Source organism: Bacteroidales bacterium, assembly GCA_016707785.1.
Taxonomy (GTDB): Bacteria; Bacteroidota; Bacteroidia; order Bacteroidales; family UBA4417; genus UBA4417.
Genome location: JADJGZ010000006.1, coordinates 55,988 through 79,543, shown reverse-complemented (window position 1 = coordinate 79,543; position 23,556 = coordinate 55,988). Strand labels below are relative to the sequence as shown.

General features: G+C 39.7%; 15 protein-coding genes. 12 read left to right on the top strand and 3 right to left on the bottom strand.

Annotated features, from left to right (window positions below; all coding sequences use genetic code 11):
* Positions 1-10 precede the first annotated feature (10 nt).
* From IPH84_05470 to IPH84_05460, 3 genes are all read left to right on the top strand, one after another.
* Positions 11-1,066 carry a PorV/PorQ family protein gene (locus IPH84_05470; protein ID MBK7172675.1) on the top strand — a complete coding sequence of 352 codons (1,056 nt, stop codon included), beginning with the start codon at positions 11-13 and terminating at the stop codon, positions 1,064-1,066.
* Positions 1,067-1,178: 112 nt separating this feature from the next.
* Entirely contained in the window at positions 1,179-1,658 is a 480-nt protein-coding gene (greA, locus tag IPH84_05465; GenBank protein ID MBK7172674.1) for a transcription elongation factor GreA, read from the top strand.
* A gap of 10 nt (positions 1,659-1,668) precedes the next feature.
* A complete protein-coding gene (locus IPH84_05460) occupies positions 1,669-2,064 on the top strand; it encodes an HIT family protein (protein MBK7172673.1) in 396 nt (131 codons plus the stop codon).
* Between the two features lie 97 nt (positions 2,065-2,161).
* On the opposite strand, the gene IPH84_05455 is transcribed toward IPH84_05460, so the two are convergent.
* Positions 2,162-4,063, bottom strand: coding sequence for an amidophosphoribosyltransferase (locus tag IPH84_05455; GenBank protein ID MBK7172672.1), 1,902 nt, complete (start codon positions 4,061-4,063; stop codon positions 2,162-2,164).
* Positions 4,064-4,193: 130 nt separating this feature from the next.
* Here IPH84_05455 and IPH84_05450 point away from each other — a divergent pair, with 130 nt between their 5' ends.
* Positions 4,194-4,652 carry a GNAT family N-acetyltransferase gene (locus tag IPH84_05450; protein MBK7172671.1) on the top strand — a complete coding sequence of 153 codons (459 nt, stop codon included), beginning with the start codon at positions 4,194-4,196 and terminating at the stop codon, positions 4,650-4,652.
* A gap of 16 nt (positions 4,653-4,668) precedes the next feature.
* On the opposite strand, the gene IPH84_05445 is transcribed toward IPH84_05450, so the two are convergent.
* Positions 4,669-5,862 (bottom strand): choice-of-anchor J domain-containing protein, encoded by a 1,194-nt coding sequence (locus IPH84_05445; GenBank protein ID MBK7172670.1) that lies wholly within the window; start codon positions 5,860-5,862, stop codon positions 4,669-4,671.
* A 94-nt stretch (positions 5,863-5,956) separates the two neighbouring features.
* Here IPH84_05445 and IPH84_05440 point away from each other — a divergent pair, with 94 nt between their 5' ends.
* Entirely contained in the window at positions 5,957-7,225 is a 1,269-nt protein-coding gene (locus tag IPH84_05440; GenBank protein ID MBK7172669.1) for a metallophosphoesterase, read from the top strand.
* An 18-nt stretch (positions 7,226-7,243) separates the two neighbouring features.
* Entirely contained in the window at positions 7,244-7,720 is a 477-nt protein-coding gene (locus IPH84_05435; protein MBK7172668.1) for a methylated-DNA--[protein]-cysteine S-methyltransferase, read from the top strand.
* A 355-nt stretch (positions 7,721-8,075) separates the two neighbouring features.
* Here IPH84_05435 and IPH84_05430 read toward each other — a convergent pair whose 3' ends face one another.
* Complete coding sequence (locus IPH84_05430) at positions 8,076-9,866, bottom strand: M14 family metallopeptidase (GenBank protein ID MBK7172667.1); 1,791 nt, start codon at positions 9,864-9,866, stop codon at positions 8,076-8,078.
* Positions 9,867-10,234: 368 nt separating this feature from the next.
* On the opposite strand from IPH84_05430, the gene IPH84_05425 reads away from it, so the two are divergent.
* The 6 genes from IPH84_05425 (at position 10,235) to tnpA (ending at position 23,280) form a co-directional block, all read left to right on the top strand.
* Positions 10,235-13,789 (top strand): T9SS type A sorting domain-containing protein, encoded by a 3,555-nt coding sequence (locus tag IPH84_05425; protein ID MBK7172666.1) that lies wholly within the window; start codon positions 10,235-10,237, stop codon positions 13,787-13,789.
* 244 nt (positions 13,790-14,033) lie between these two features.
* Positions 14,034-15,188, top strand: coding sequence for a hypothetical protein (locus IPH84_05420; protein ID MBK7172665.1), 1,155 nt, complete (start codon positions 14,034-14,036; stop codon positions 15,186-15,188).
* Entirely contained in the window at positions 15,181-19,056 is a 3,876-nt protein-coding gene (locus IPH84_05415) for a PAS domain S-box protein (protein MBK7172664.1), read from the top strand. Before IPH84_05420 ends, IPH84_05415 begins: the two co-directional genes overlap by 8 nt.
* Before the next feature lie 15 nt (positions 19,057-19,071).
* Positions 19,072-19,518 carry a response regulator gene (locus tag IPH84_05410; GenBank protein ID MBK7172663.1) on the top strand — a complete coding sequence of 149 codons (447 nt, stop codon included), beginning with the start codon at positions 19,072-19,074 and terminating at the stop codon, positions 19,516-19,518.
* Between the two features lie 345 nt (positions 19,519-19,863).
* The gene (locus tag IPH84_05405) at positions 19,864-22,347 is read left to right on the top strand and encodes a TonB-dependent receptor (protein MBK7172662.1); all 2,484 of its coding nucleotides are present in this window, start codon (positions 19,864-19,866) and stop codon (positions 22,345-22,347) included.
* A gap of 486 nt (positions 22,348-22,833) precedes the next feature.
* Positions 22,834-23,280 (top strand): IS200/IS605 family transposase, encoded by a 447-nt coding sequence (tnpA, locus tag IPH84_05400; GenBank protein MBK7172661.1) that lies wholly within the window; start codon positions 22,834-22,836, stop codon positions 23,278-23,280.
* Positions 23,281-23,556 lie beyond the last annotated feature (276 nt).

Here is a 23,556-nt window from a genome sequence, read left to right as displayed (position 1 = left end):
AAGACTGAACATGAAAAACATATATAAGTCAACATTGGCCATACTTCTGTCAGGAGCATTGCTCATTCCGGCGCTCTCATATGCGGGTAACAAGGACCGTTCTGGCCAGGCAGGAGCATCTGAGCTACTGATCAATCCATGGGCAAGAAGTTCCGGTTGGGGAGGAGTAAACATTGCCAACTGCTATGGTCTTGAATCAATGTATACTAACATTGCAGGGCTTGCCTTCACTCAAAAAAGTGAGCTTATTTTCAGCCATACACAATGGCTCAAAGGGTCAGATATTAACATCAATACCTTTGGGCTTGCTCAAAAGGTAGGTGATGCCGGTGTATTAGGCCTTTCCATGATGTCGCTGAAATTTGGTGACCTACCCATTACTACTACAGAACTTCCTGAAGGTGGTATCGGTACATTTTCTCCAAACTATATGAATATCAACATTGCTTACGCAAAAGCATTCTCTAACAGTATTTATGGTGGATTCAACCTGAAGATTATCTCCGAATCCATCAGTGATGTTAGCGCAGCGGGTGTGGCTATTGATGCTGGTATTCAATATGTAACAGGTGAAAAGGAAAATATCAAATTCGGTATTTCCTTAAAGAACATTGGACCCACCATGCGTTTCAGGGGTGATGGTTTATCCATCCGTAGCTTCCTTCCCGGACAGGAAAGTATGTTCACGCTTGAACAACGTTCTGCCGATTTCGAACTTCCCTCACAATTGAACATTGGAGCCTCTTATAGGTTTATATTCAACGATCTGCATAGTTTAAGCCTTGCTGGTGCATTTATTTCCAATTCATTCTACAAGGATCAGTATGTTCTTGGTGCAGAGTATGAATTGAAGAATTACCTGATGCTCCGTGGTGGATATACTTACGAAGAAGGTATCTCCAGTGATGTTGATCGTACAACCGTATTTACAGGTCCAAGCGCAGGTTTATCTGTTCAGGTACCTTTGAATAAGGAAAAAGGATCCATTTTCTCAGTAGACTATTCATACAGGGCAACTGATCCCTTCCAGGGTTCACATACCATTGCTGCCCGCTTGAGCTTCTAACCCTGACGATACCGGGTAGCCAATCCCGGAAAGCTAATTCGTATTTCCTAAAAGGACCCTTTGCTAAAAAGGGTCTTTTTCTCTTATTTTGAACTTCACAACTGCAATACCTATGACTGACATCAAGTACTATACGAAAGAAGGACTGGAAAAATTAAAAACAGAAATGGAGCATCTGGTGAATGTGGAGAGACCTAATATCTCCCAACAGATTGCCGAAGCCAGGGATAAAGGCGACCTTTCAGAAAATGCAGAATATGATGCTGCAAAAAATGCACAAGGTATGCTTGAGATGCGTATTTCCAAAGTCCAGGATCTCATTCGTAATGCCCGGTTAATTGATGAATCAAAGTTGGACAATTCCAGGGTTCTGATTTTGTCGACTGTCAAAATCAAAAACCTGAAAACCAATACGGAGATGACTTATACTCTTGTTCCAGAGAATGAAGCTGATCTTAAATCTGCCAAACTTTCTGTGAATTCTCCCATTGCTCATGGGCTTCTGGGTAAAATGGTCGGTGATACCGTAGAAATTGCGATACCGGCAGGAAAGATCACATTTGAAATCATGGAGATAAATGTAAAATCCTAACGATCAGGTTATGGCAAGCATTTTTTCAAGAATCGCAACAGGAGAAATACCTTCATACAAGATCGCGGAGGATGAAAATTTCTTTGCATTTTTGGATATTAGTCCCTTAGCACCAGGTCATACCCTTGTAATTCCCAAAAAAGAGGTGGATTATATTTTTGATCTGGAAGAGACTCAACACCAGTTGTTATGGAGTTTTGCCATGCGCGTGGCCAAAGCAATTAAGAAAAGTGTGCCTTGTTTACGAGTTGGAGTTGCGGTTATCGGACTTGAAGTCCCACATGCCCATATACACCTGATTCCTTTAAACAGTATGGATGATATTAATTTCAGCCGGCCGAAACTTCAACTTCCCGCTGATGAAATGAATGATCTGGCTGAAAAGATAAAAGCAAATTTTTCTTAGAAATAACAACCATATAGTTTAACACTAATAAATTAAGGCTGCCAATATTCCTTTGTCAAAGGAAGAATGGCAGCCTTACATTTTTTAGGGGTTGAGATCAGTAAGCTCTTTCGTTTCTGCCTTCTATATAATTAATAAAGGAACGGTTCACAACTTTGTTACCACCAGGGGTAGGGTAATCTCCTGTGAAATACCAATCACCGGTATGTTGAGGAATGGCTTCATGCAGGTTTTCAATGGACTGATAAACTATCGCGACTTTTGCATTACAATTCATAGGAGTAACCAACTGAGAAACCTTATCAGCAATTTGTTGATCCGTGAAAGGGGCATAAATCTCTTTCACATGATTGATAACTTCTTCCTTGGGAGCATAATCCTGAGCTTTGCATTTCTTGTAGACATCATTAAGGATATGCCCTTGACGGGTCTCTTTCAATAATTCAATTGCAGCGTTGAAGGCGATGAAATCTGTAATCTTGGCCATATCAATCCCATAACAATCGGGATACCTGATCTGAGGTGCTGAGGATGCAATAACGATCTTCTTTGGTCCCAGCCTGTCTAAAATCCTGATAATACTTTTTTTGAGTGTTGTTCCTCTCACAATCGAATCATCAACCACAACCAGGTTATCCAGGCCTTTTCGAACAGTGCCATAGGTTACATCATACACATGCGCAACAAGATCGTCGCGTTGTGAATCCTGGGTGATGAATGTCCTGAGTTTGATATCCTTTACCGCAACCTTTTCCATTCGGGGCTTCAGACTAAAAATCTCATCAAGTAATTCTTTACTTATGTGATCCTTTGACTCCAGTATTTTATCTTTAATAATATCGTCGCATACTTTAACAAGTTCCTCAACGAGGCCATAAAATGCGGATGCAGCAGTATTTGGAATATAGGAAAATACAGTATTCTTAAGGTCATAATCAACTTCTCTAAGGATACTCTTAGTAAGTAAATGCCCTAAACGCTTACGTTCCAAGTAGATTTCCTTATCTGTTCCCCGGCTGAAATAAATCCTTTCAAAGGAGCAAGCTTTTCTTTCTCCGGGCTGATTGATCATCTCCTCCTTTGCTTCCCCGTTTTTCCTGATAATCAAGGCATGGCCGGGTTTTAGTTCATGGATCTGGTCAAAATCAACATTGAAGGCAGTCTGGATAACAGGCCTTTCGGAGGCAGCTACAACAATTTCATCATCCTTATACCAGAAAGCCGGTCGAATACCGTTGGGGTCACGCAACACAAAAGCATCTCCATGGCCAAACATTCCAGCCATTGCATAACCTCCATCCCAATTTCGCGAAGCTTTCTTCAGGATGGTTTCAACATCGAGGCTATTTGCAATCAGTTGGGTACTTTGTTCTTTGGTATATCCTTTGTCCTTGAAATGACGATAAAGTTCCTCATTGGTTTGATCCAGTACATGCCCGATCTTCTCTAAAACAGTAACAGTGTCGCTGGTTTCTACAGGATATTGCCCGTATTCCACCAATCGCTGAAACAGCTCTTCGACATTGGTCATATTGAAATTCCCGGCCAGAACCAGGTTACGGGTCATCCAGTTATTGAATCGAACTACAGGATGAAGATTTTCAATATTGTTCTTCCCGAAAGTTCCATACCTGAGGTGACCAAGAAATAGCTCGCCGGCAAAATCCACATGCTTTTTCAACCAGGTGGAATCATCAATCCTGTCCGATTTCTGGTCGACTAACTGTTGAAAAGGTTTATATATCTGTTTGAAAATATCATCAATAGGTCCGGAGGCATTGGATCTGAGCCTGTAGATATATTTATTCCCCGGGAGGACATCGAGTTTAATGGCAGCAACCCCAGCTCCATCTTGCCCACGGTTATGCTGCTTCTCCATCAGGAGATGTAACTTGTTGATACCATATAAATTTGTGCCATACCGGGCATAGTAGTATTCAAGAGGTTTGAGCAATCGGATCAGGGCAATGCCGCATTCATGCTTAATTTGTTCACTCATTGGATTACCGGTATGAATTAGAATTTCTACCTTTGAGGTAGCTCATTTGAGGCTGCAAAAATAAGCATTTCCCCCCTTGGGATAGGCATAACTTTATTTCCTTTTCATTACATCTTTAGAATTCAATCAAATGGAACTACAAATATATCCTGCCAAAACCGAGAATAGTATAACTATCATGGAGTTTCAACTACAAATGGCATTAGAAACAGAGAACATTATTCTTACACCTGATATTACCATGAAAGGTGTACAGGCTGTGTTTCATGATCCATCCAAGGGCAGGTACCTGCTTGCTGAAGTTGGAGAGGAAATAGTTGGTTCATTGATGGTTACTCCGGAATGGAGCGATTGGAGAAATTCTACCATCCTTTGGATACAATCCGTTTACGTAGTCCCGGCTTTCAGAAAGAAGGGGGTTTTCAGGGCAATGTATCAATACCTTCTTGAAGAAGTGAGTAACAACCCGGAAATCGGGGGATTAAGATTATACGTCGACCGGAGCAATCACCGGGCACAGCAGGTATATACTGCCATGGGTATGAACGGCGAGCATTACCAGGTATTTGAATGGATGAAAAATCAGTAGAATTTGGAGGATAAAACTACTTGATCATCAATTTTCTGACAGCCAATCGGTTGGAATTCTGATAGAAAACGATCAAGTAGTATCCGGGGGAAAAATCTGAAATATTCACTTCCTGGATTCCTTTGGTATGAAACAATTCTTGTACAACGACTCCATTCATTCCCAGAACTGAAATTTTATTCACCGCATCAGGGCAACTAAATCTCACCCATTGCTCAGCAGGATTTGGAAAAACCAGGAATTTTTCAACTATCAGCTGCAGATCATCAATTCCGGAAACGATGCCTTGTTCGTTGTAAAAGGCAGTATAAGTGTATAAGCCATGTTGAATTTTCCACTGACGATTTGGGCCACCATAGGGAAATTCAACTGCTGTATCATTCCATGAGCTATTAATCCGAAATTTGAATTCAATACTATTTCCATCAAAGAATCCAGGGATCGTGATTGTATACCTGGTGGAATCTGATTCAGGATCCATGGTCATAATATGACGGGTGCCATCCCAGGCATTGAAACTTCCTGCAATATCCACAGTGTCGGTGGCAGGATTAAAATTGCCGGAATTGATATATTTTGACATATCCACTTTAAAAGTAAGGTTGACAGTAGATTGAATTGAATCATCCATTACCTGTATATTATCTAAGGCAAGCTTATCTCCTCCTCCGATTGTACTTAATTGGAAACCGATATAAACCACCTGATTTTCAAAGCCCAGTGATGCAAGGTCGACTTCAAGATGCGTAAAACCTCCGGAATTTTCATTTAAAATTTCGAGTACATGGAAGTTCAATAAACAACCGTTGACACTTTGATCAGAAGTAGAAACATACACCTTGTATGAATCTGGTTTCGCTGCAGTTAAGGAAACAGCATCCCAGCTCAGACGACTGGCTTTCCCTATAAGGATAGCCGGCGTGATCATCCAGTCATTGGCTTCTGATGCAGGCTCATAAACGGAAGTAGCGACAGCTGCCCGGGTATTGAAAGCAGATAATGAACGAATAACCCATGCACTGTCAGTAAGGGTAGTCCAACCAGTTTCAGATACAATTCCCTGGTCCAGATTTGAAAGCAGGAATCCATTCAATGGCTGGGAGGCACTTTCAAAGTCCTCTGAATAGATCACAGCCTGGGAAAATACTGAAAGTGTTGAAAGGAGTGGAAGAACCAATAATAACTTTCTGAATGCCAAAAAAAAGCGCATGTTTTTCATTTATTTGAATATCCGGTGAATATCAGTTACCAAAGGGCTTTAACCTGATGGTGCAAAGTTAAGAATTCATTTGCTTACACTACCTTTGCGAACAATTATAGTTTGCCATGGTTTCATAAATATTCTAAAATCAAATAACCCTATTCTGGATTCAATTCCCGGGAAATTCAAACCTAACCATTCAACACCTCTTTCAATGCGTCCTTATCAGCTTGCAGTTTTTCTAACAGTAGTACTCGTTGTATATAGTGCCATTAATTACTTCATCTATAGCAGGGCAATGGCTTCCATTCCAATCGGGAGCAGCATTAGAACCTATTTCCCCTGGATTTTCCTGGTTTTTGCTTCCAGCTATATCATTGCCCGTTTTCTTGAGAGAATCTGGCTTTCCCCTGTGAGCGATACTTTTCATTGGCTTGGGGCTATCTGGCTCGGACTCATGATCCATTTCCTGATGGCCCTTCTGGTGATTGACATCGTCAGACTCATTAACTGGATCATTCCTTTTTATCCGGATTTCATGTTAAAGGATCCGGTCCAAACCCGGTTTTTGATATTTAAGGGTGTGATCATACTTGTTGGAGGAGTGGCAATTGCAGGTTTTATAAATGCTTTGAACCCAAGGGTTAATGAATTATCTATAAAAATCAACAAAGTCGCCGGAACCAGGAAAGAACTCACTATTGTATTGGCGTCTGATATTCATATGGGAACACTTGTCGGGCCCAAACGAACCCTTAAAATGGTTAACCGCATCAATGCCCTCAAACCAGACCTGATACTTTTTGCAGGAGATATGGTAGATGAAGACCTTGCACCTGTGATTCGTCATGACCTTGGAATTTCATTGAGTCAATTGAAGGCTCCCCTGGGTGTATATGCTATCACAGGTAATCACGAATATATTGGAGGTGCTGAGAAAGCAGTTAAATACCTGGAAGCACATAATATCAAATTGTTGCGGGATACAGCTGTATTAGTAGATCAAAGTTTTTACCTGGCAGGCAGGGACGATCGGGATAAACCAAGATTTAGTGGTAAAGAAAGAAAATCGATTTCGCAGATATTGAATGGGATTGATGCATCCAAACCCATTATTATGATGGATCATCAGCCATTCAAGCTGGATGATGTTGCCAAAGCGGGTGTTGATCTTCAATTATCAGGGCATACACATCATGGTCAACTTTGGCCTTTCAACTTTATTACCAAAGCTATCTATGAAGTTAGCTGGGGATACAAACAAAAGGAGAATTCACATTTTTATGTTTCCTCAGGGTATGGTGGCTGGGGGCCCCCGATGCGCACAGGAAACAGGCCGGAATTGGTAAAGATTCACCTGAAGTTCGATTGAAATTGAATAGTTGGTCCAATGGAAGAAGCCATTTATTCGTCACCCGTAGGATTATTAAATATTTCCGGATCTGATGCGGGAATCCGGTCCATACTGTATGGTGATTTTGTGAAGGAGAACGACATGGTTCCTGATAGCCTGGTTGAATGCATACAACAGCTGGATGAGTACTTTAACGGGCGACGCAAGGTTTTCGATTTACTTTTGGATGCTAAAGGGACAGACTTTCAGCTCCGGATATGGAAGCTTCTGCAGGATATCCCCTTTGGGAAGACTTTATCTTATCTCGAACTGGCAAGAATCAGCGGGGATATAAAAGCAGTCAGGGCAGTCGGACACGCCAATGGCCAGAATAAGCTAAATATTGTTGTCCCATGTCATCGGGTGATTGGCTCAAATCAAAAACTGGTTGGATATGGGGGTGGCTTATGGAGGAAGGAATGGCTGCTGAAGCATGAAGCATCTTTTGATATGCCAGGACTGTTTCAGCAGTAGTGTTAGGCTAAAAGCAAAAATGAGCCGAAGGCTCCCCTTTGGGGAAAAATGAAAAATGCAGAGTGCAAAATGCAAAATGAAAAATGCAAATGCAAAATGAAAAACGCAAAATGAAAAATGCAGAATGCAAAATGAAAAACGCAAAATGAAAAATGCAGAATGCAAAATGAAAAACGCAAAATGAAAAAGCAGAAGCAAAATAAGAAAGAAAAACCCCGGGCGGGGGGCCCCCAAAATCAAAACAAAGCAAAGCAACCCTTTGGGGAAAAATCCGCCTGACCAATAATTATTCTTCTGGAAAATCGCATTTTAGTCAGTCGGGCAGGCTTTTCCCGACTGAAATGATTTTCCAAATTTAATCAGACGAATACTTCAGAATTTCTTCCAGTGTTGATTTCTCAGTGATCCGTCCAACAGGATAAACATTAAACTGTGTATCCCACCAGGGTGATTTACTATGAAACCATCTTAATATTGCATCAGGATTGGCTGCAAATTTGGGATCCAACTTCTTCTGTTCAAATTCCTCCTTAAGGCGTGGAGATGCCGCTAGCATTTTCCGGGCTTCCACTTCCATAACATAGGATTCAACATATTCCTTCTGTTCAAGGATGGTATTAAAAAAACCCCAGGAAGCGTAAGAATCGGGTGAACCTGGTTCCAGCAGGTGGGCAATAACTTTAGCAAGTGGCTGGCTCATCTCAATAATTACCGATCCTTCCGGGAATATCCTGGTCTCTGTTGAATCCGATAATTCATAATTCACTTTTATTCTTCCTTCATACGAACGAGACTGCCACTTTACATTCCTGAACCGAAGAGTTGAAGTTTCTATATCCAGATCCCGGGAAAGAGTTTTATACCTGATCCCATGATTTTTCAGTCGTTGAATTACATCTGTCCATTGTGGCGGGATCAAATAGGCTTCAGGCAAATTCACCTTTGACTCAGGTATATTATGGGAAAAAATCGGGAGCTTCCATGTGCAGGGTTTTGTGTTATCGTATTTAAACCACAATCCTCCACTAAGATCACTTGTATCAATGCTATATTCAAATCCCAGGAAATCAGTCATTGTGCTGTCGTCCATCACTTCAGTCCAACTCAGTCCAAAAGGCTCTTTCCTGAAAGCCTCACTGGATGTGTATAGGTCTGCTTCCCTATTCAGTTTCTTAAGCTGAACATACTCCTTGTCCATGAAAATGATCACCTGCTTCAGCAACTCATAATTAGCTAAAACCCTTTGTTTGTAGGGTTTCAGCATGTGACTTTCAATTAACAAACCCGGACGGTTCCTGCAGGCAGCATAGCCTTGCGACAGCATTGGAGGTGCGGTCCATTTCACCAGTCCGGAGCGGGGGTCATGCCATCGACGGAACTCTACATAAGGGAAAATAGGCATGCCAGCTTTCTGCATTTGCTCAGTAAGGTAGGGCTCTAGGGATTCTTCAGTCCATTGAGCTAGATTTTTCTCCATATTCCCTTTAGTTTCAAGGGCATATGTAAGCACATATTGATAATCAGCTCCATCAGTAACGTGGCAATCAATAAACATATCAGGATTCCATCTGTCGAAAAGGCGCTGCCATGCCTGTATTTCAGGAGCATCTGCTTTCATATAATCCCTGTTGAGATTCAGGTTTTGAGCTGTAGTTCTCCATCCCATTTCTTCAGGTCCATTCTGATTGATCCTGTTAAAAGGGCCAAATCGTTCATGGCCATCGACATTAAGAATAGGAATAAACAGGATGCTTACATGATTGAGCAATGATGTAAGCCCGGGTTTGCTAATCAGGTCACGGATCAGTAAAAACCCGGCATCTTTCCCATCACTCTCCCCTGAATGAATGCAAGCCTGGATAAGCAAAACAGCTTTCCCGGAATTAGCTAATATTGTAGGATCTGTAATCCCCTCACTATCAATGATGAGCAGTGGCAAATCCCTGCCTTGGGCACTTTTCCCAAAGCTAAAATAATTCACTTTTGGGGAAGCAGAAGCTAACCGAATGCAATAATCAACAGACTCTTTATACCTGGGTGTTTGCATTCCCTTTGTTTGTTCAAACCAGGTTGTGAGGTCATTATTTTGAGAAAATGCCACCATGGAATTCAAAGCAAGCATCAAAAGCAAAAAGTAATTTTTCATAATTACCGGTGTTTCTGCAAACCTAGTAATAAAACCTATCGAAAAGATGTTACAGTATTACCTTATAAAAATCAACAATTTGGAAATATTCTGTTTATTTCATCCCTGACAAAATATCGTAATATATTATATTTCTTCAAGTTAACCATTACAAGAGCTGTTCATAAATTCATCAATAAAATCCTGAAAAGACTTTTCAACAAGCTGGTTTTCTAAATAATTTTATAAGGCAGTGATGTTTTGGAGAGAATATAAACTGCCCTTACTATTCAGTATTACTCTTGTATCGCTTTTTCCGGGATAAATCCCGGCTGTTGTTTCTATTTACACTAGTCATTTACTTATTATCCATTCCAAAACAGCCTGTCATGAATCCGTGTTCTCATGCGAAAATTATTTTCGCATCACTTATTTTTAGTTTACTATTTCTATTTTCAACACCTGCCTTGCCAATCGGCCATGTGTTTATTATTGATCAATCTGCTCCTGTAATTGTCCCCGTTACCTATTTCACACCGGCTCCAGGTGGAGGTGATACAATTAAAATTCTTTCTTCCAGAACACAAAGCCTGAAATTCAACGATCTGACCGGAGATTCTGAGCATCCGATAGTTATAATCAATTCAGGTGGACAGGTTGATATTGCCAGCACTACAACCTGGGGAGCTTTATCTTTTGTTAATTGCCGGTATATTAAAGTTTCCGGAAGGGGAGCACCGCAATTTCATTTTGGATTCCGCCTAAGTGCTCTTTCCTGTGGACTTGCTTTTGCGGAATACAGCAGTGACTGTGAGGCTGAAAATATCGAAATCCATCATACCTCATTCTTTGGAATATTTGCTAAAAAAGACTTCAGTGGCTTTCCTCCTGTTCCATATCCCATATTCTCCAACCTGGTGATCCATGATATGTATATTCATCATGTAGAGGAAGGAATGTATATTGGAGAGACGAAGTCGCCCGGAATGGAGTTTCGGCATGTCAGGATTTATAATAATGTTGTGACCGATTGCCTGAGGGAAGCAATCCAGGTGGCTAATTGCGTGGAAGATGTTGAGGTTTATAATAACTTCTGTGCCTATACAGGACTAGGCGGATTATATGCCCAGTCGAATGTATTCCAGATTGGCGGCAATACCATTGGAAGGTACTACAATAATATTTTTATGCATGCTCCGGAAAATGGAGTTATCTGCATGGGATCAGGAGATGTGGATGTTTTCAATAACTATATTTCTGATAATGATGGGATTTACTGCGACAACAGGGAATTTAATATTGCAAATTCCTCGATAAGCTTCAATCATAATTTTATCAGGAATACCAATGGAGCCGAAGTTATATTGAATGCCAATCAATTAAATGACATCCATATCAGGGACAATAAGTATAATACCGCACTACCTTTTGCCAGGGCCAGCAAACCTTACCCGATAGTTTGGGATACACTTGGCAATCAGTTTACTACAATGGATTCATTATTATACTCGGTTCAAAATGGATTATTCATTTTGGAATCAGGTAACCCGGTTGTTTATTCCGGACTTGGGCCCATTGCAGGACTGGGACATCAGATGAACGGTACCCCTATTATTGATACTATTGGCCCCATAATAGTTCCTTATGGGGACACCCTTTCATTACCGATTCATGCTACTACTCCAGATAATGATTTACTCAGCTTCGAAGTAATTAACCTTCCCTCCTTTGCGAGTTTCACACCCACGACTAATGGGCATGGATTACTTCAATTGGTTTCCAGCGCATCAAATAAGGGAGTTTATTTCCCAACCATCAGGGTAAGGGATTCAAGCAATTCGCAATACGCAAGGGAAACTTTCAAGCTGGCTATAAAGGATACTGCAAATCATAATCCCACACTATCGCTGACTTCAAGTATTACCATGGAGGCAGCTTCCAAGTTTCTTTTAGATATAACTGCTACCGATGCAGATAATGATCCAATCAGTTATTCGTTCGTTAATCTACCGGGATTTACCAGATTTATTTCCGGCACTAATGGTGCATGGCTTGATTTCAAACCACTTCTCGCTGATGAAGGAAATTTCACTTTTACAGTCATAGCGGATGATGGATATGGCAGGCCCGATTCAGCAATAATAGCATTGCTCGTAACACCGGTTGAATTAATCCCGGGCAGGGTTCTTTACAGGGTGAACTGCTCAGGACCTGAATTGGAAGACCAGCCCATTAACTGGCAGTTCGACAATGGAATTGACCCGGTGTATGGGACAAGTTTCAGTTATGGAACCGGAAGCCACTCCTGGAATGGCACTAATCAAACCGGCGCACCGAATAATCTATTTGGTCCCTACAGGCACTATGGCCCTTCTCCTAAAACAATGGCATGGAATTACCCTGTTCCCTCCCGCGGAACCTACAGGGTAAATCTCTATTTTTCAGAACGCTCCCTGGAAGTTAATAACAATACCACTGGAATCTTCGACATCAAAATTGAAGATAGCATCTATTTTCATTCTTTCAATATCTATAATGAGGCTGGATTTGCAGCTTGCAAAAAACAATCAGATGTATTGGTTGTGGATGAAGGAATTGATATCCTCTTTACCCCGTTGCAAAATGATGCTAAAGTGAATGGATTTGAGATCATCCTCCTGGAAGCTGCCAATAATCCACCTGTTCTTGGAGTCATTGAACCTGTTGAAATGCCAGAAGGCCAATCCTTACTCATCCCCTTGTCGATCCAGGATGATGCCTTTCCCGGTTGCGACAGCCTCTCTGTAACCATCCAGAATGCTCCCCAGTTTATTGATATTATTGAAACCAACAATTCATTTGCCCTGTCTTTCCACCCCGATTATAATGCATCCGGCAATTATCAGGGTATCAGTGTAGTATTATCTGATGGATGCCTATCTGTAACACAGACCTTTTCTGTAAAAGTGAATGATGTGTTTATCAATACTCCACCTATACTTAACCCACTCACTCCTATCAGCATTACAGAAGGAGAAAATCTGAATTATGGAATTATTGCATCAGATATTGACAATCAGTCATTGACGATCAGCTATTCCACTCTGCCTGTTTTTGTTCAATATCAGCCAGGCAGTAATGGACATGGAACATTCGTGGTTCATCCGGCGTATTCTGATGCCGGCATCTATTCCATTTTGGTAACCGTAACTGACACCTATGGTTCCACTGACAAAGACACCCTGGAGATTGAAGTCCTCAATGCCCCTGAAGTTCAACGAATTATATTGAATTCCTCCATGATAACCGACTTGGTGAGGCCTCCCTATGGTAGTTCTGTATCTCCCAACTATCTTGTGGATGAGCAATCACTGAATCCGGTTTTGAATCAACATCCTGTAAGTCAATCATGGAAACCTTATCATAACCTGACTTTTGCCCCCTACCATGTCTATTTTAACCTGGGTGAAGAATATGTAATTAAAAAGATCTATTTCCATGACATGCATAATGTGGCTAATCTTGAGGTAGCCTATGGGAACCCTTCACAATGGACCTATCTCTTTACAGAGCCTTGTAATGCCTTTACATCATGGAAGTATCACGAAACTAATTTCAGTAGCCAGTATATCCGTTTGACTATGTCAGCTTCAGTTTATGCTGCCGTAAATGAAATAGCAATATTTGGATACCCGTCCAGTGAAAAGAAGACAGCAGTTGATCAGGAAGTAACCCAAAATAACCTTGTCAGGGTTTACCCAAATCCCTGTAACCAATTGCTAAACATTTCGACTGAATCAAATGAGATTTCATCCGAGTTTTATTCTTTATCAGGTCAATTGCTTCAGAAGTGCAGGGGAAAACAGATCTCTACCACTTTACTTAATGATGGATTTTATTTTCTGATAATTAAAAAAGAAAATGGGGAGCTGATTCATAAACAAAAAATAATGGTAACCCATTAATCTCATTGAAATATTAAGGTTCATGGGGATTACAGAACATGAAATGATAAAATCAATATCGAATAGTTCAATTTTCACAAACTTTACCACAGCTAAATTGTTAAAAATCAGGTAGATTACCAAATTAACTCATCAATTGACTCGTTTTAGCCTTAACTTTAATATTCTGATTACCAAATGGTATATTATAGTATTAAGATAGGTTGATAAATAATCTTCACAATAATACTTGATCAGCACAATTATGAAGACTCATCTGTACAGGATCCTTTTAGGCAAATGGAACCTTCTTCTATTATTGGCTGTTGTTGCAACAACCACTATACTGGCAGCAATATATTATTATAAAAATGAAGAAAGGCTTATCCGCAAAGAAAGGTATAATGAACTTAAAGCGATTGCTGATTTAAAAACGCAGCAGATTATTCAATGGAGGACCATTAGAATTCATGATGCCAACGTGGCATACAGCAAATTTTTTGGGGCAGGGATAGCATTGTATGCTTCAGGAAATACTTCAGGTGAGATGACTTCTAATATCATCAACAGGCTTGAACAATATGAAACACTCTATGGATATCAACGAGCTTTCCTGACTGATACTTCGGGGAAATTAATGCTGACATCTGACTCTTCTCATACATTGGTAAATAAGCAGACTTTATCAAATATTCTATTAGTTCGGGATTTAAAGCGGATTATATGTTCAGATGTGTACTTCGACAGTATTCAAAATCAGCCAATCATTGAAGTTGTTGCGCCTGTTTTATTAAGTGATGTAGTTGTAGCCTACATGATATTACAGATGGATCCAGCAAAGGACCTCTTCCCGATGATACAATCCTGGCCAACTCCTTCACGATCAGCTGAAACTGTATTACTAAAGAAAGATGGGGATGAAATTTTATTCATTAACGAACTTCGCCATAAAAAGAATACTGCTTTAACACTGCGTATTCCATTGGCAGATACTACAGTAGCAGGAGTTCAGGCTATCATTGGGAAAAGAGGGATTTGCGAGGCTACGGATTACCGTAAAGTGTTGGTTTTTTCTGATCTCAGGGAAATTCCAGGCACTAACTGGTATATGGTTACCAAAGTCGATAAGAAAGAGATGTTGGCCGAATTACATTCCAAAGCCAGATTAATCAGCTGGATGGTCATAGGAATCCTTTTGCTCCTTACAGCGGGGTTGTCATTGATTTTTAGTTATCGTCAACGAAATATATACCGGGAATTGTTCAAAGCAGAGAAGGAACTTTCAGAGACCGAGGAAGAATTTCGTACCACGTTGTATAGCATTGGTGATGCAGTCATTATCTGCGACAATGATCAAAAGGTTATGAATATGAATCCAGTTGCTGAAAGCCTGACTGGTTGGAAAGAATCAGATGGCTAAAGGAAGAGTGCTTGACCAGGTTCTGCATCTTAAATACGAAAATTCAAATGAAGAAAGCTCTCTGATCATTAGATCCTTATTACATGAAAAAGGAGTTTCTGAAAAAAACAGGTATATCACTTTAAGATCTAATCAACAAATATCGATTCCTATAGCTGTTAGCAGCGCTGAAATCATCAGTTCAAATCAAAAAAAATCAGGCAACATACTAGTTTTCAGGGATCAGACCTCAGAAAGGGAAGCTGAAAACCGGCTAAGGTATTCTGAAGAATTATTCAGCAAACTTTTTCAGTTAGGTGCTTTCCCTACTGTACTGGTTCGTTTTGAGGATGACATTTACCTGGATGTTAATAATAGTATGTTAGAGGTCACAGGCTATTCAAAAGATGAAATTATTGGAAAGACCTCTGCAGAAATTGGCTTGTGGAAAGACCCGGGATTGATTCCAGTTTTTAAGCAAAAGCTTAAAAAGGAAAAAATCGTTGAGAAGTTTGAGATAAAATTTATCAACAAAGCCGGAGAAGAATTTAACGGATTACTCTACTCCCGGTTGGTTGAAATACATGGTGAGCTATTCATCATTTCCAGGCTATTGGATATTACTGAACAAAAGCGCTCAGAAAGGGCATTACGTGAAAGCGAGGAGCATTACCGAAGTTTATTCGAAAGCATGCTAAATGGATATGCCTATTGTAAAATCATATATACAGAAACGAATCAGCTCGATTTTGAAATACTTAATGTTAATAATGCTTTCATTTCACTTACCGGTTTTGCAGATTATAAGGGTCGACGGATCTCTGAGCTCATTCCTGAAATCCAAACAACAGATGCTAACGTTTTTGGGAAACTTGAAGAATTAATTTCCTCCAAAAAGCCCATCAAATTTGAGTATTACCTGCACTCACTGGATCAGTGGTACATGGTGATGGCCTATAACCAGGACCCTGAGCATTTTGTGATCATATTTGATGTAATTACTGATCAGAAAAAGTCTGAAATCGCTCTGACTGAAAGCGAACAGAGATACAGAAGCACACTGGATAATATGATGGAAGGCTGCCAGATCCTGGATAGAGAATGGAGATATGTTTATATCAATCAGAAAGCAGCAGAATTTGGCCGGTTGAACTATGCGGATATGATCGGCAAAAAAGTGACAGATTTCTTCCCGGATTTTGAAAGTACAGAAATGTACCAGGTTTTGCATCAATGTATGACAGAAAGAATAATGATACACAGGGAATTCAGTTTCATTTTTCCTGATAATAGAATGGCCTGGTTTGATTTTAGCATTCAACCGGTACCGGAAGGTATTTTTATTCTTTCACTTGATATCACTGACAAACGCAGTAACCAGGAAGTTATTGAGTCTCAGTACACAATGCTTTCTGCTCTCATTAACAGCGCCAAGGAAATAGACATACTTTCAGTGGACACTCAGTACAGATATACCGCATTTAATGAATACCACAAGCTACAGATAAAAAACCTGACCGGACTGGATATCCAACTTGGAGACAATATACTTGAGATCGTTCCGGCTCCATTGATATCAAAAACTAAACAAACCATTGACAAGGCCTTAACAGGTAAAACTTTTTCGGTGATTGAACAAAACGAATCCATTGATAAATATCAGGATTATCATTTGAATCCAATTCGAAGCAATGAGCAGATTATCGGTGCCACAATCTTTATCAGGGATATTACTGACCAGGTTTTAAGTGAATCAGAATTACTGGAAGCTAAATACAAAGCTGAGTTGAGCGAAAAACAATATAGGTTATTAGCTGAACGAATGGTTGATGTCATTTGGGTTATAGACACAAATACTTTAAAGTTCAAATATGTAAGTCCTTCTGTCGAGATCTTAAGAGGATATACTCCGGAGGAAGTACTGAATCAGAGCCTTAAAGATGTGCTGTCACCTGACTCATATGAATCTACCATGCAAGATTTCAACAGGGCGATTGAAAGGTTTCGACAGGGAGATCATTCTGAACCAAGCACGGTGCGTGAAATGAATCTTACCACAAAAGATGGCTCTAATATATGGACTGAGGTAGCTTCAAGCCTCGTGATGAATGAGGACAATGTTATTGAACTTGTAGGTATTGCACGTGATATTACAGAGCGCAAAAAGGTAGAAAATGAATTGAGGGAAAATGAAGTCCGCTTCAGGATGTTGCTTGAACTTGTCCCATACCCCTTAGCCTATGTTGATAACCAAGGGATTATATCCTTCAGAAATCAAAAGTTCATTGAAAAAATGGGATATACCGATGCAGAAATTCCCGATTTAACCACCTGGTGGGAAACTGCATATCCTGATCCGAAATATCGTCAATCCAACCTGGAATACTGGAATCAGGCTGTAGCTAAAGCATCATTAAATAAAACAGCGGTTGCCGCATCTGAGGTAATTATTCAATGTAAAAATGGCGAAAAAAAGGTTTTCGAAGTATCCGGAATCGATTATGCAGACGGATTCCTTGCAACCTTCATTGACATAACAGAACGAAAACAAGCTGAAAATCTGGAGCGCCTGGGACATGAAGTTTTAAAGGAACTTAATGAAAACAAAAACACGGCAACTTTAATTCCTGCTCTTGTTACAATAATTAAGAAGCATAGTGGCTTTGAGGCTGTAGGGATTCGCCTCAAAGAGGGGGATGACTTCCCTTATGCCGGCACAGTAGGTTTCGAAACCAATTTTGTTAATCATGAACGGTACCTCTGTAATTATGATAAAAAAACTGGTGAAGTATTAAAAAATCCTGATGGAGAGATACTACTGGAATGTATGTGTGGGAATATTTTGCAAGGCAGAATTGATAATAGTCAAGCATACTTTACCAATGGGGGAAGTTTTCAATCTAACAATACGACTGAATTACTTCAGTCTACCTCTGATACCGACCAACTGAAAAGGACCCGAAATTATTGTAACAGCATAGGATATGAGTCCGTTGCGCTGATACCAATTCGGTCTGGCAGCGAAATTCTTGGTTTAATCCAGTTAAATGATCATAAGACCCAGGTATTCAAAGAAGGAATTATCCCATTTTTTGAAGGACTTGGAACCAATATCGGTTTAGCTATTATGCGTAATAAAGTCCAGGAAGAGCTTATCCAAATCAATACCCAACTCGATAAAAGAGTGAAAGACCGGACATTGCAGCTAGAAGAAGCTAACAAGGAACTCGAGTCATTTTCCTATTCTGTTTCCCATGACCTTAGGGCACCACTGCGTCACATCAGCGGTTTTTCCCAAATCCTCTCCAATGAATACGGAGAACAATTGCCTGAAAAAGCCGGCCATTATTTGAAAACTATCAATCAATCGGTAAAAACTATGGGAAACCTGATTGATGATCTGTTGCATTTCTCCAGAACCGGAAGAACAGATCTGAAGAAATCAGCTTTTGACATGAATACCATTGTAGCAGAGGTTATTCATACCAGTAGTGATAACTACACTGGAAATCCGGTAACATGGGAGATTGCTAATCTTCCGGTCGTTTTTGGGGATCATAACTTAATTAAGTTAGTTTGGATCAACTTGATATCCAATGCATTAAAATATAGTAAGGATAAATCTCAAATTGAAATACAAATAGGCGTAACTGAAGAAGAGCTTGAATATGTTTTCTTCATAAAAGATAATGGTATAGGATTTGACATGAAATATGTGCAGAAATTATTTGGTGTATTTCAACGCCTTCATTCTTCTGATCATTTTGAAGGAACCGGAATAGGTCTTGCAAATGTCAGAAGAATAGTTTCAAGGCATGGTGGCAGAACCTGGGCAGAGTCAATTCCTGATCAAGGGGCTTCGTTTTATTTTTCAATACCAAAGAATTGATTAATTTTTATTCATATGAAGTTTAATGAAATCCTGCTGGTTGAGGATAGTCAAAATGATATTGAACTAACCCTTTCAGCTTTATCAGAATTTGACCTTTCAGATAGAATTGTGATCGTAAGAGATGGTGTTGATGCTATAGAATATCTGGAATACAAAGGCATTTACAAAGACCGTAAGGAAAGTACGCCATTTGTAATTCTCCTTGATATTAAAATGCCAAGGATGGATGGAATTGAAGTCCTTGAATACATGAAACAAAAAAAAGAATTAAAAAAAATACCTGTAATTATGCTTACCTCCTCCAATGAAGATCTGGATATCCGACGAGCCCATGACTTCGGAGTAGATGCATATGTTGTAAAACCAGTTGAATATCATCAATTTGTAAGAATTCTGGAAAATCTTGGGCTACTGCAGGCAGAAATGAATGAGTTACCCTTGCAGGCTAACTCCAAATAGGAATTTCTACTCCATCATTTTACTTTTATACTACATCCCATTGAAACTGTATAGCGATATAATTGCAGAGCCATTTATGCCGTTGAATTAAAATGACCAGGATTCGAAAAATGCAATTTCAACGTTATATCTTGTTAAAAATTAGTTAAAGCACCAACAGGCTGCGCAAAAGCTATAATTTTGCATGGGCATAAAGCCAAATGATTTGTTTGGTTTCTACTCAATTTCAAATAGATTGCATTAAACCTGGAATCAAAAAGCAGGTCTAACTTTACTGAGACAGATATTTTTATAAGGCTCATCCATTGTCTCAAAGAATTATTACTACTCCTGATAAATTGCTGCATGACTCACTCCTTTCACTTAAAGTTATTAACTTCAATACTTACTGTCCTTCTACCTCTTATCATTATTGGTCAGTCAAACCCGGGAAGACCTGCTACAGGCAAGAATGCTAATGGAGAAGGCTTCGGTGTGATCAGCGGAGCATTGCATGATGCTCAAACCAAAGAGCATATTGAGTATGGCAATATCATTCTTTTCAGGACATCCGACAGTTCTATGGTCACTGGCACAATTAGTGGAACTAAGGGAAAATTCCTGATTGATAAAATACAACCCGGTAATTATTACCTTAAGGTTCAATTCATTGGTTATGAAAATACACTATTCCCAAACCTGAAAATCTCAGCTTCCAGTGTTGATATCCTATTAGGTGATATTTTCATAAAACCTAAGGCATCAGCCTTGTCAACAGTAGAGATCACTGCTGAAAAGGCAATGATCACCAGCAACCTTGATAAGAAAATAATTACCGTAGATAAAAATATGGCTATAGGTGGAGGGACAGCAACTGATGTGATGGAAAATGTACCATCAGTCACGGTAGATGCAGAAGGAAATGTAAGCCTCAGGGGTAATTCAAACATCACTTTACTGATTGACGGCAAACCTTCAAGCCAGGCTGGGATAGCTGCAAGTGACGTCCTGAACCAAATTCCCGCCTCTGCCATTGAGAGTGTTGAAGTGATCACTAATCCGTCGGTAAGGTATGATCCGGATGGCACTTCAGGAATTATCAATATTGTATTAAAGAAAAAAGCACTCCAGGGTTTCAATGGTATGATTTCAGCCAATGCAGGAACAGGCGAGAAATATAATGGGTCACTGAACCTGAATTACAGGCATGATCATTTTAACCTATTCGTGAATGCCGATGGCCGTATGAATCAAATGAAGACCTCCACTGATAACACACGTAATACTACTAACAATGATGTTCTTAATGTGCTGATTCAAAACCAGGAAGGTACTTTTGAAAGAAATATGGGGAGTGTTAATGCAGGGATCGATTACCTTATGAATCCCCGAAATACTCTAACCTTAAGTATTCAACGACGCAAAATGGAATTTGGATCCGATGGTAACATGAGGAATCTCTCATTAAATGGTGAAGGTTTATTTCTCAGGTATTTTGAAAGGGCTACTGGCAACTTGAGATCCATTAACTCAAACGAATATACAGCATCATTCAAACACAGCTTCCCTCAGAAAGGACGTGAGTTTACCAATGATATCATTATCAGTTCCAATCGCATGAATAATGGCAGTCTGATCAGTCAACAGGATTTTACCTCACAAGAGGGTACTGCCATTGGAAATCCAGTTCTACAAGATAACCAGGCACGGAACAACAATAAAGTCTATACCTTTCAGGGCAATTATACTTATCCAATGCTGAGTGGATCCCGAATCGAAGCCGGGTATAAAGCAACAATAAGAGATATGGGAATGAGGTATGAATACAAAAACTTTGAAGATTCAACCCAAAGCTGGGAATCTCAGGAATTACTAAAGAACTATTATGATTACTTCGACCAGCAGTATGCCATTTATGGTATTTATGCCAACTCTTATAAGAAATTAAAATACCAGGCAGGGTTAAGATTAGAGCAGGTATTTACAGAATCCAAGGTAGAAATCACACAACAAGATTATAATAGTGCCTATTTCCAATTCTATCCTTCAGTCCACCTGGGATATGACCTGGGAAATCAAAAAGAGCTTCAGCTAAGTTATAGCCGAAGGATCGAAAGGCCTTCCCCACGGGAATTGAATCCTTATATCGATTATTCCGACTCCCTGAATATTGAGACCGGGAATCCCGCACTCAAGCCAGAGTTCTCAAATTCCATTGAATTCGGCTTTTCAAAATTCTGGGATAACAGTTCCATTAACAGCACTGTTTTTTATCGTTCCACAAAAGATGTAGTGGAAGATATCAGCCGACTGCAGGAAAATGGAAGCACCCTCACTATGCCGATGAATATTAATACAGCTTCCTCTTATGGCATGGAATGGGTGTTTTCAGCTAACCCTTTTAAGTGGATCCGGATCAATTCCAACATCTCATTTTTCCAATCACATGTGAGTTCAATACCAGAAGAAGATATTTTAGGAACTGATCGTTTTTCCTGGACCAGCCGTTTGAATTTAAGTTTTATCCCATGGAAAGATGGATCCTTTCAGTTGATTGGGTCCTACAATTCCCCAACACGATCATCCCAGGAATACCATAAGGAACAATATTTTGCCGACGCATCATTCCGACAGGATTTCCTTAAAAATAAACTCACTTTTACACTACGCCTTACGGATGTCTTCAACACCCGTACTTTCTATGAATCTACCTATGGGAATGGATTCACAATCGATAGTAAACGTTACCGGGAATCGAGGGTATTATATGCTGGAATCCAATTAAAGATCAACAATTATAATAAAAAAACAGCCAAGGATGGTGAAAATGGGGAGCAGGATGGGTTTTAGTGCCTGACAAATTTCTCTTCTATTATCGAAATTACTTTTACTTTTCAGTATATCAAAGGCCATTTCTACACCATTAATTCAACCCCTTCGGGGTTGTATTTTCTCATTTTCCTTTGGATTATTGACATTTAATCCCTTCGGGATTAAGAAAGTCAATATTTTGAGAATAAGCAAAAAATTCGGCCTCGACCCGAAGGGTCAAATATCAATAACCGAAAAAAGGGGGGACAAGGCGAAGCCCCCCGACCCGAGGGTCAAATATCAATAACCGAAGCAAGGCGCTAGCCCCACGACCCGAAGGGTCAAATATCAATATTACCAGATAGTCTTCTGAAGAAAGTTATACTTGAGATAGCGAATCATGAAATGATTCAGAATAAGTCTGAAAATGGAAACTTTTGGTACATAAGTTGTAAAAGAATGAACTTAAATTTTAGTTGATAAAATAATTTCATTATTTGTTTTAATTTTTAATATCAAGGCCAAATGAGTACTTACACCCAAATTCTCTATCAAATTGTCTTTTCAACAAAAAGAAGAACAAGAACCCTTTCCTTAGATAAATACTCTGAACTAAGCAAATACACTTGGGGAATTCTTGAGAATAAGAAATGTCATCCATATATAATAAATGGGGTGGAAGATCACATACATATTATAACACATCTACATCCTTCTGTTGCATTAAGTTCATTAGTAAAAGACATCAAACTAGGAACATCAGATTGGATTCACAGAGAAAGAGTCTTTAGCAGATTTGAAGGATGGCAAGAAGGCTATGGAGCATTTACGTATTCTATTTCAGCAAAGGAAAATTTGATTAATTATGTAGAGAATCAAAGAGCCCATCATATGAAACACAATTTTATAGACGAATATATATCACTCTTAAAAGAACATGGTATTACTTATGACGACAAATATCTGTTATAAGGATTCAACCCCTTCGGGGTTGGATTTTCTCATTCTTCTTTGGATTATTGATATTTAATCCCTTCGGGATTAGGAAAGTCAATATTTTGAGAATAAGCAAAACCAGCCTCCGACCAAGGGTCAAATATCAATAACCGAAAAACGAAGCCTCCCGACCCAAGGGTCAAATACAATAACCAAAAGAGGCGAGCCCCCGCCCGGCCCGCCCACCCAAAAGGCAGCCTCCCGACCCAGGCAAAACAAAACCGCAAACAAGGCGAAGCCTCCCGACCCAGG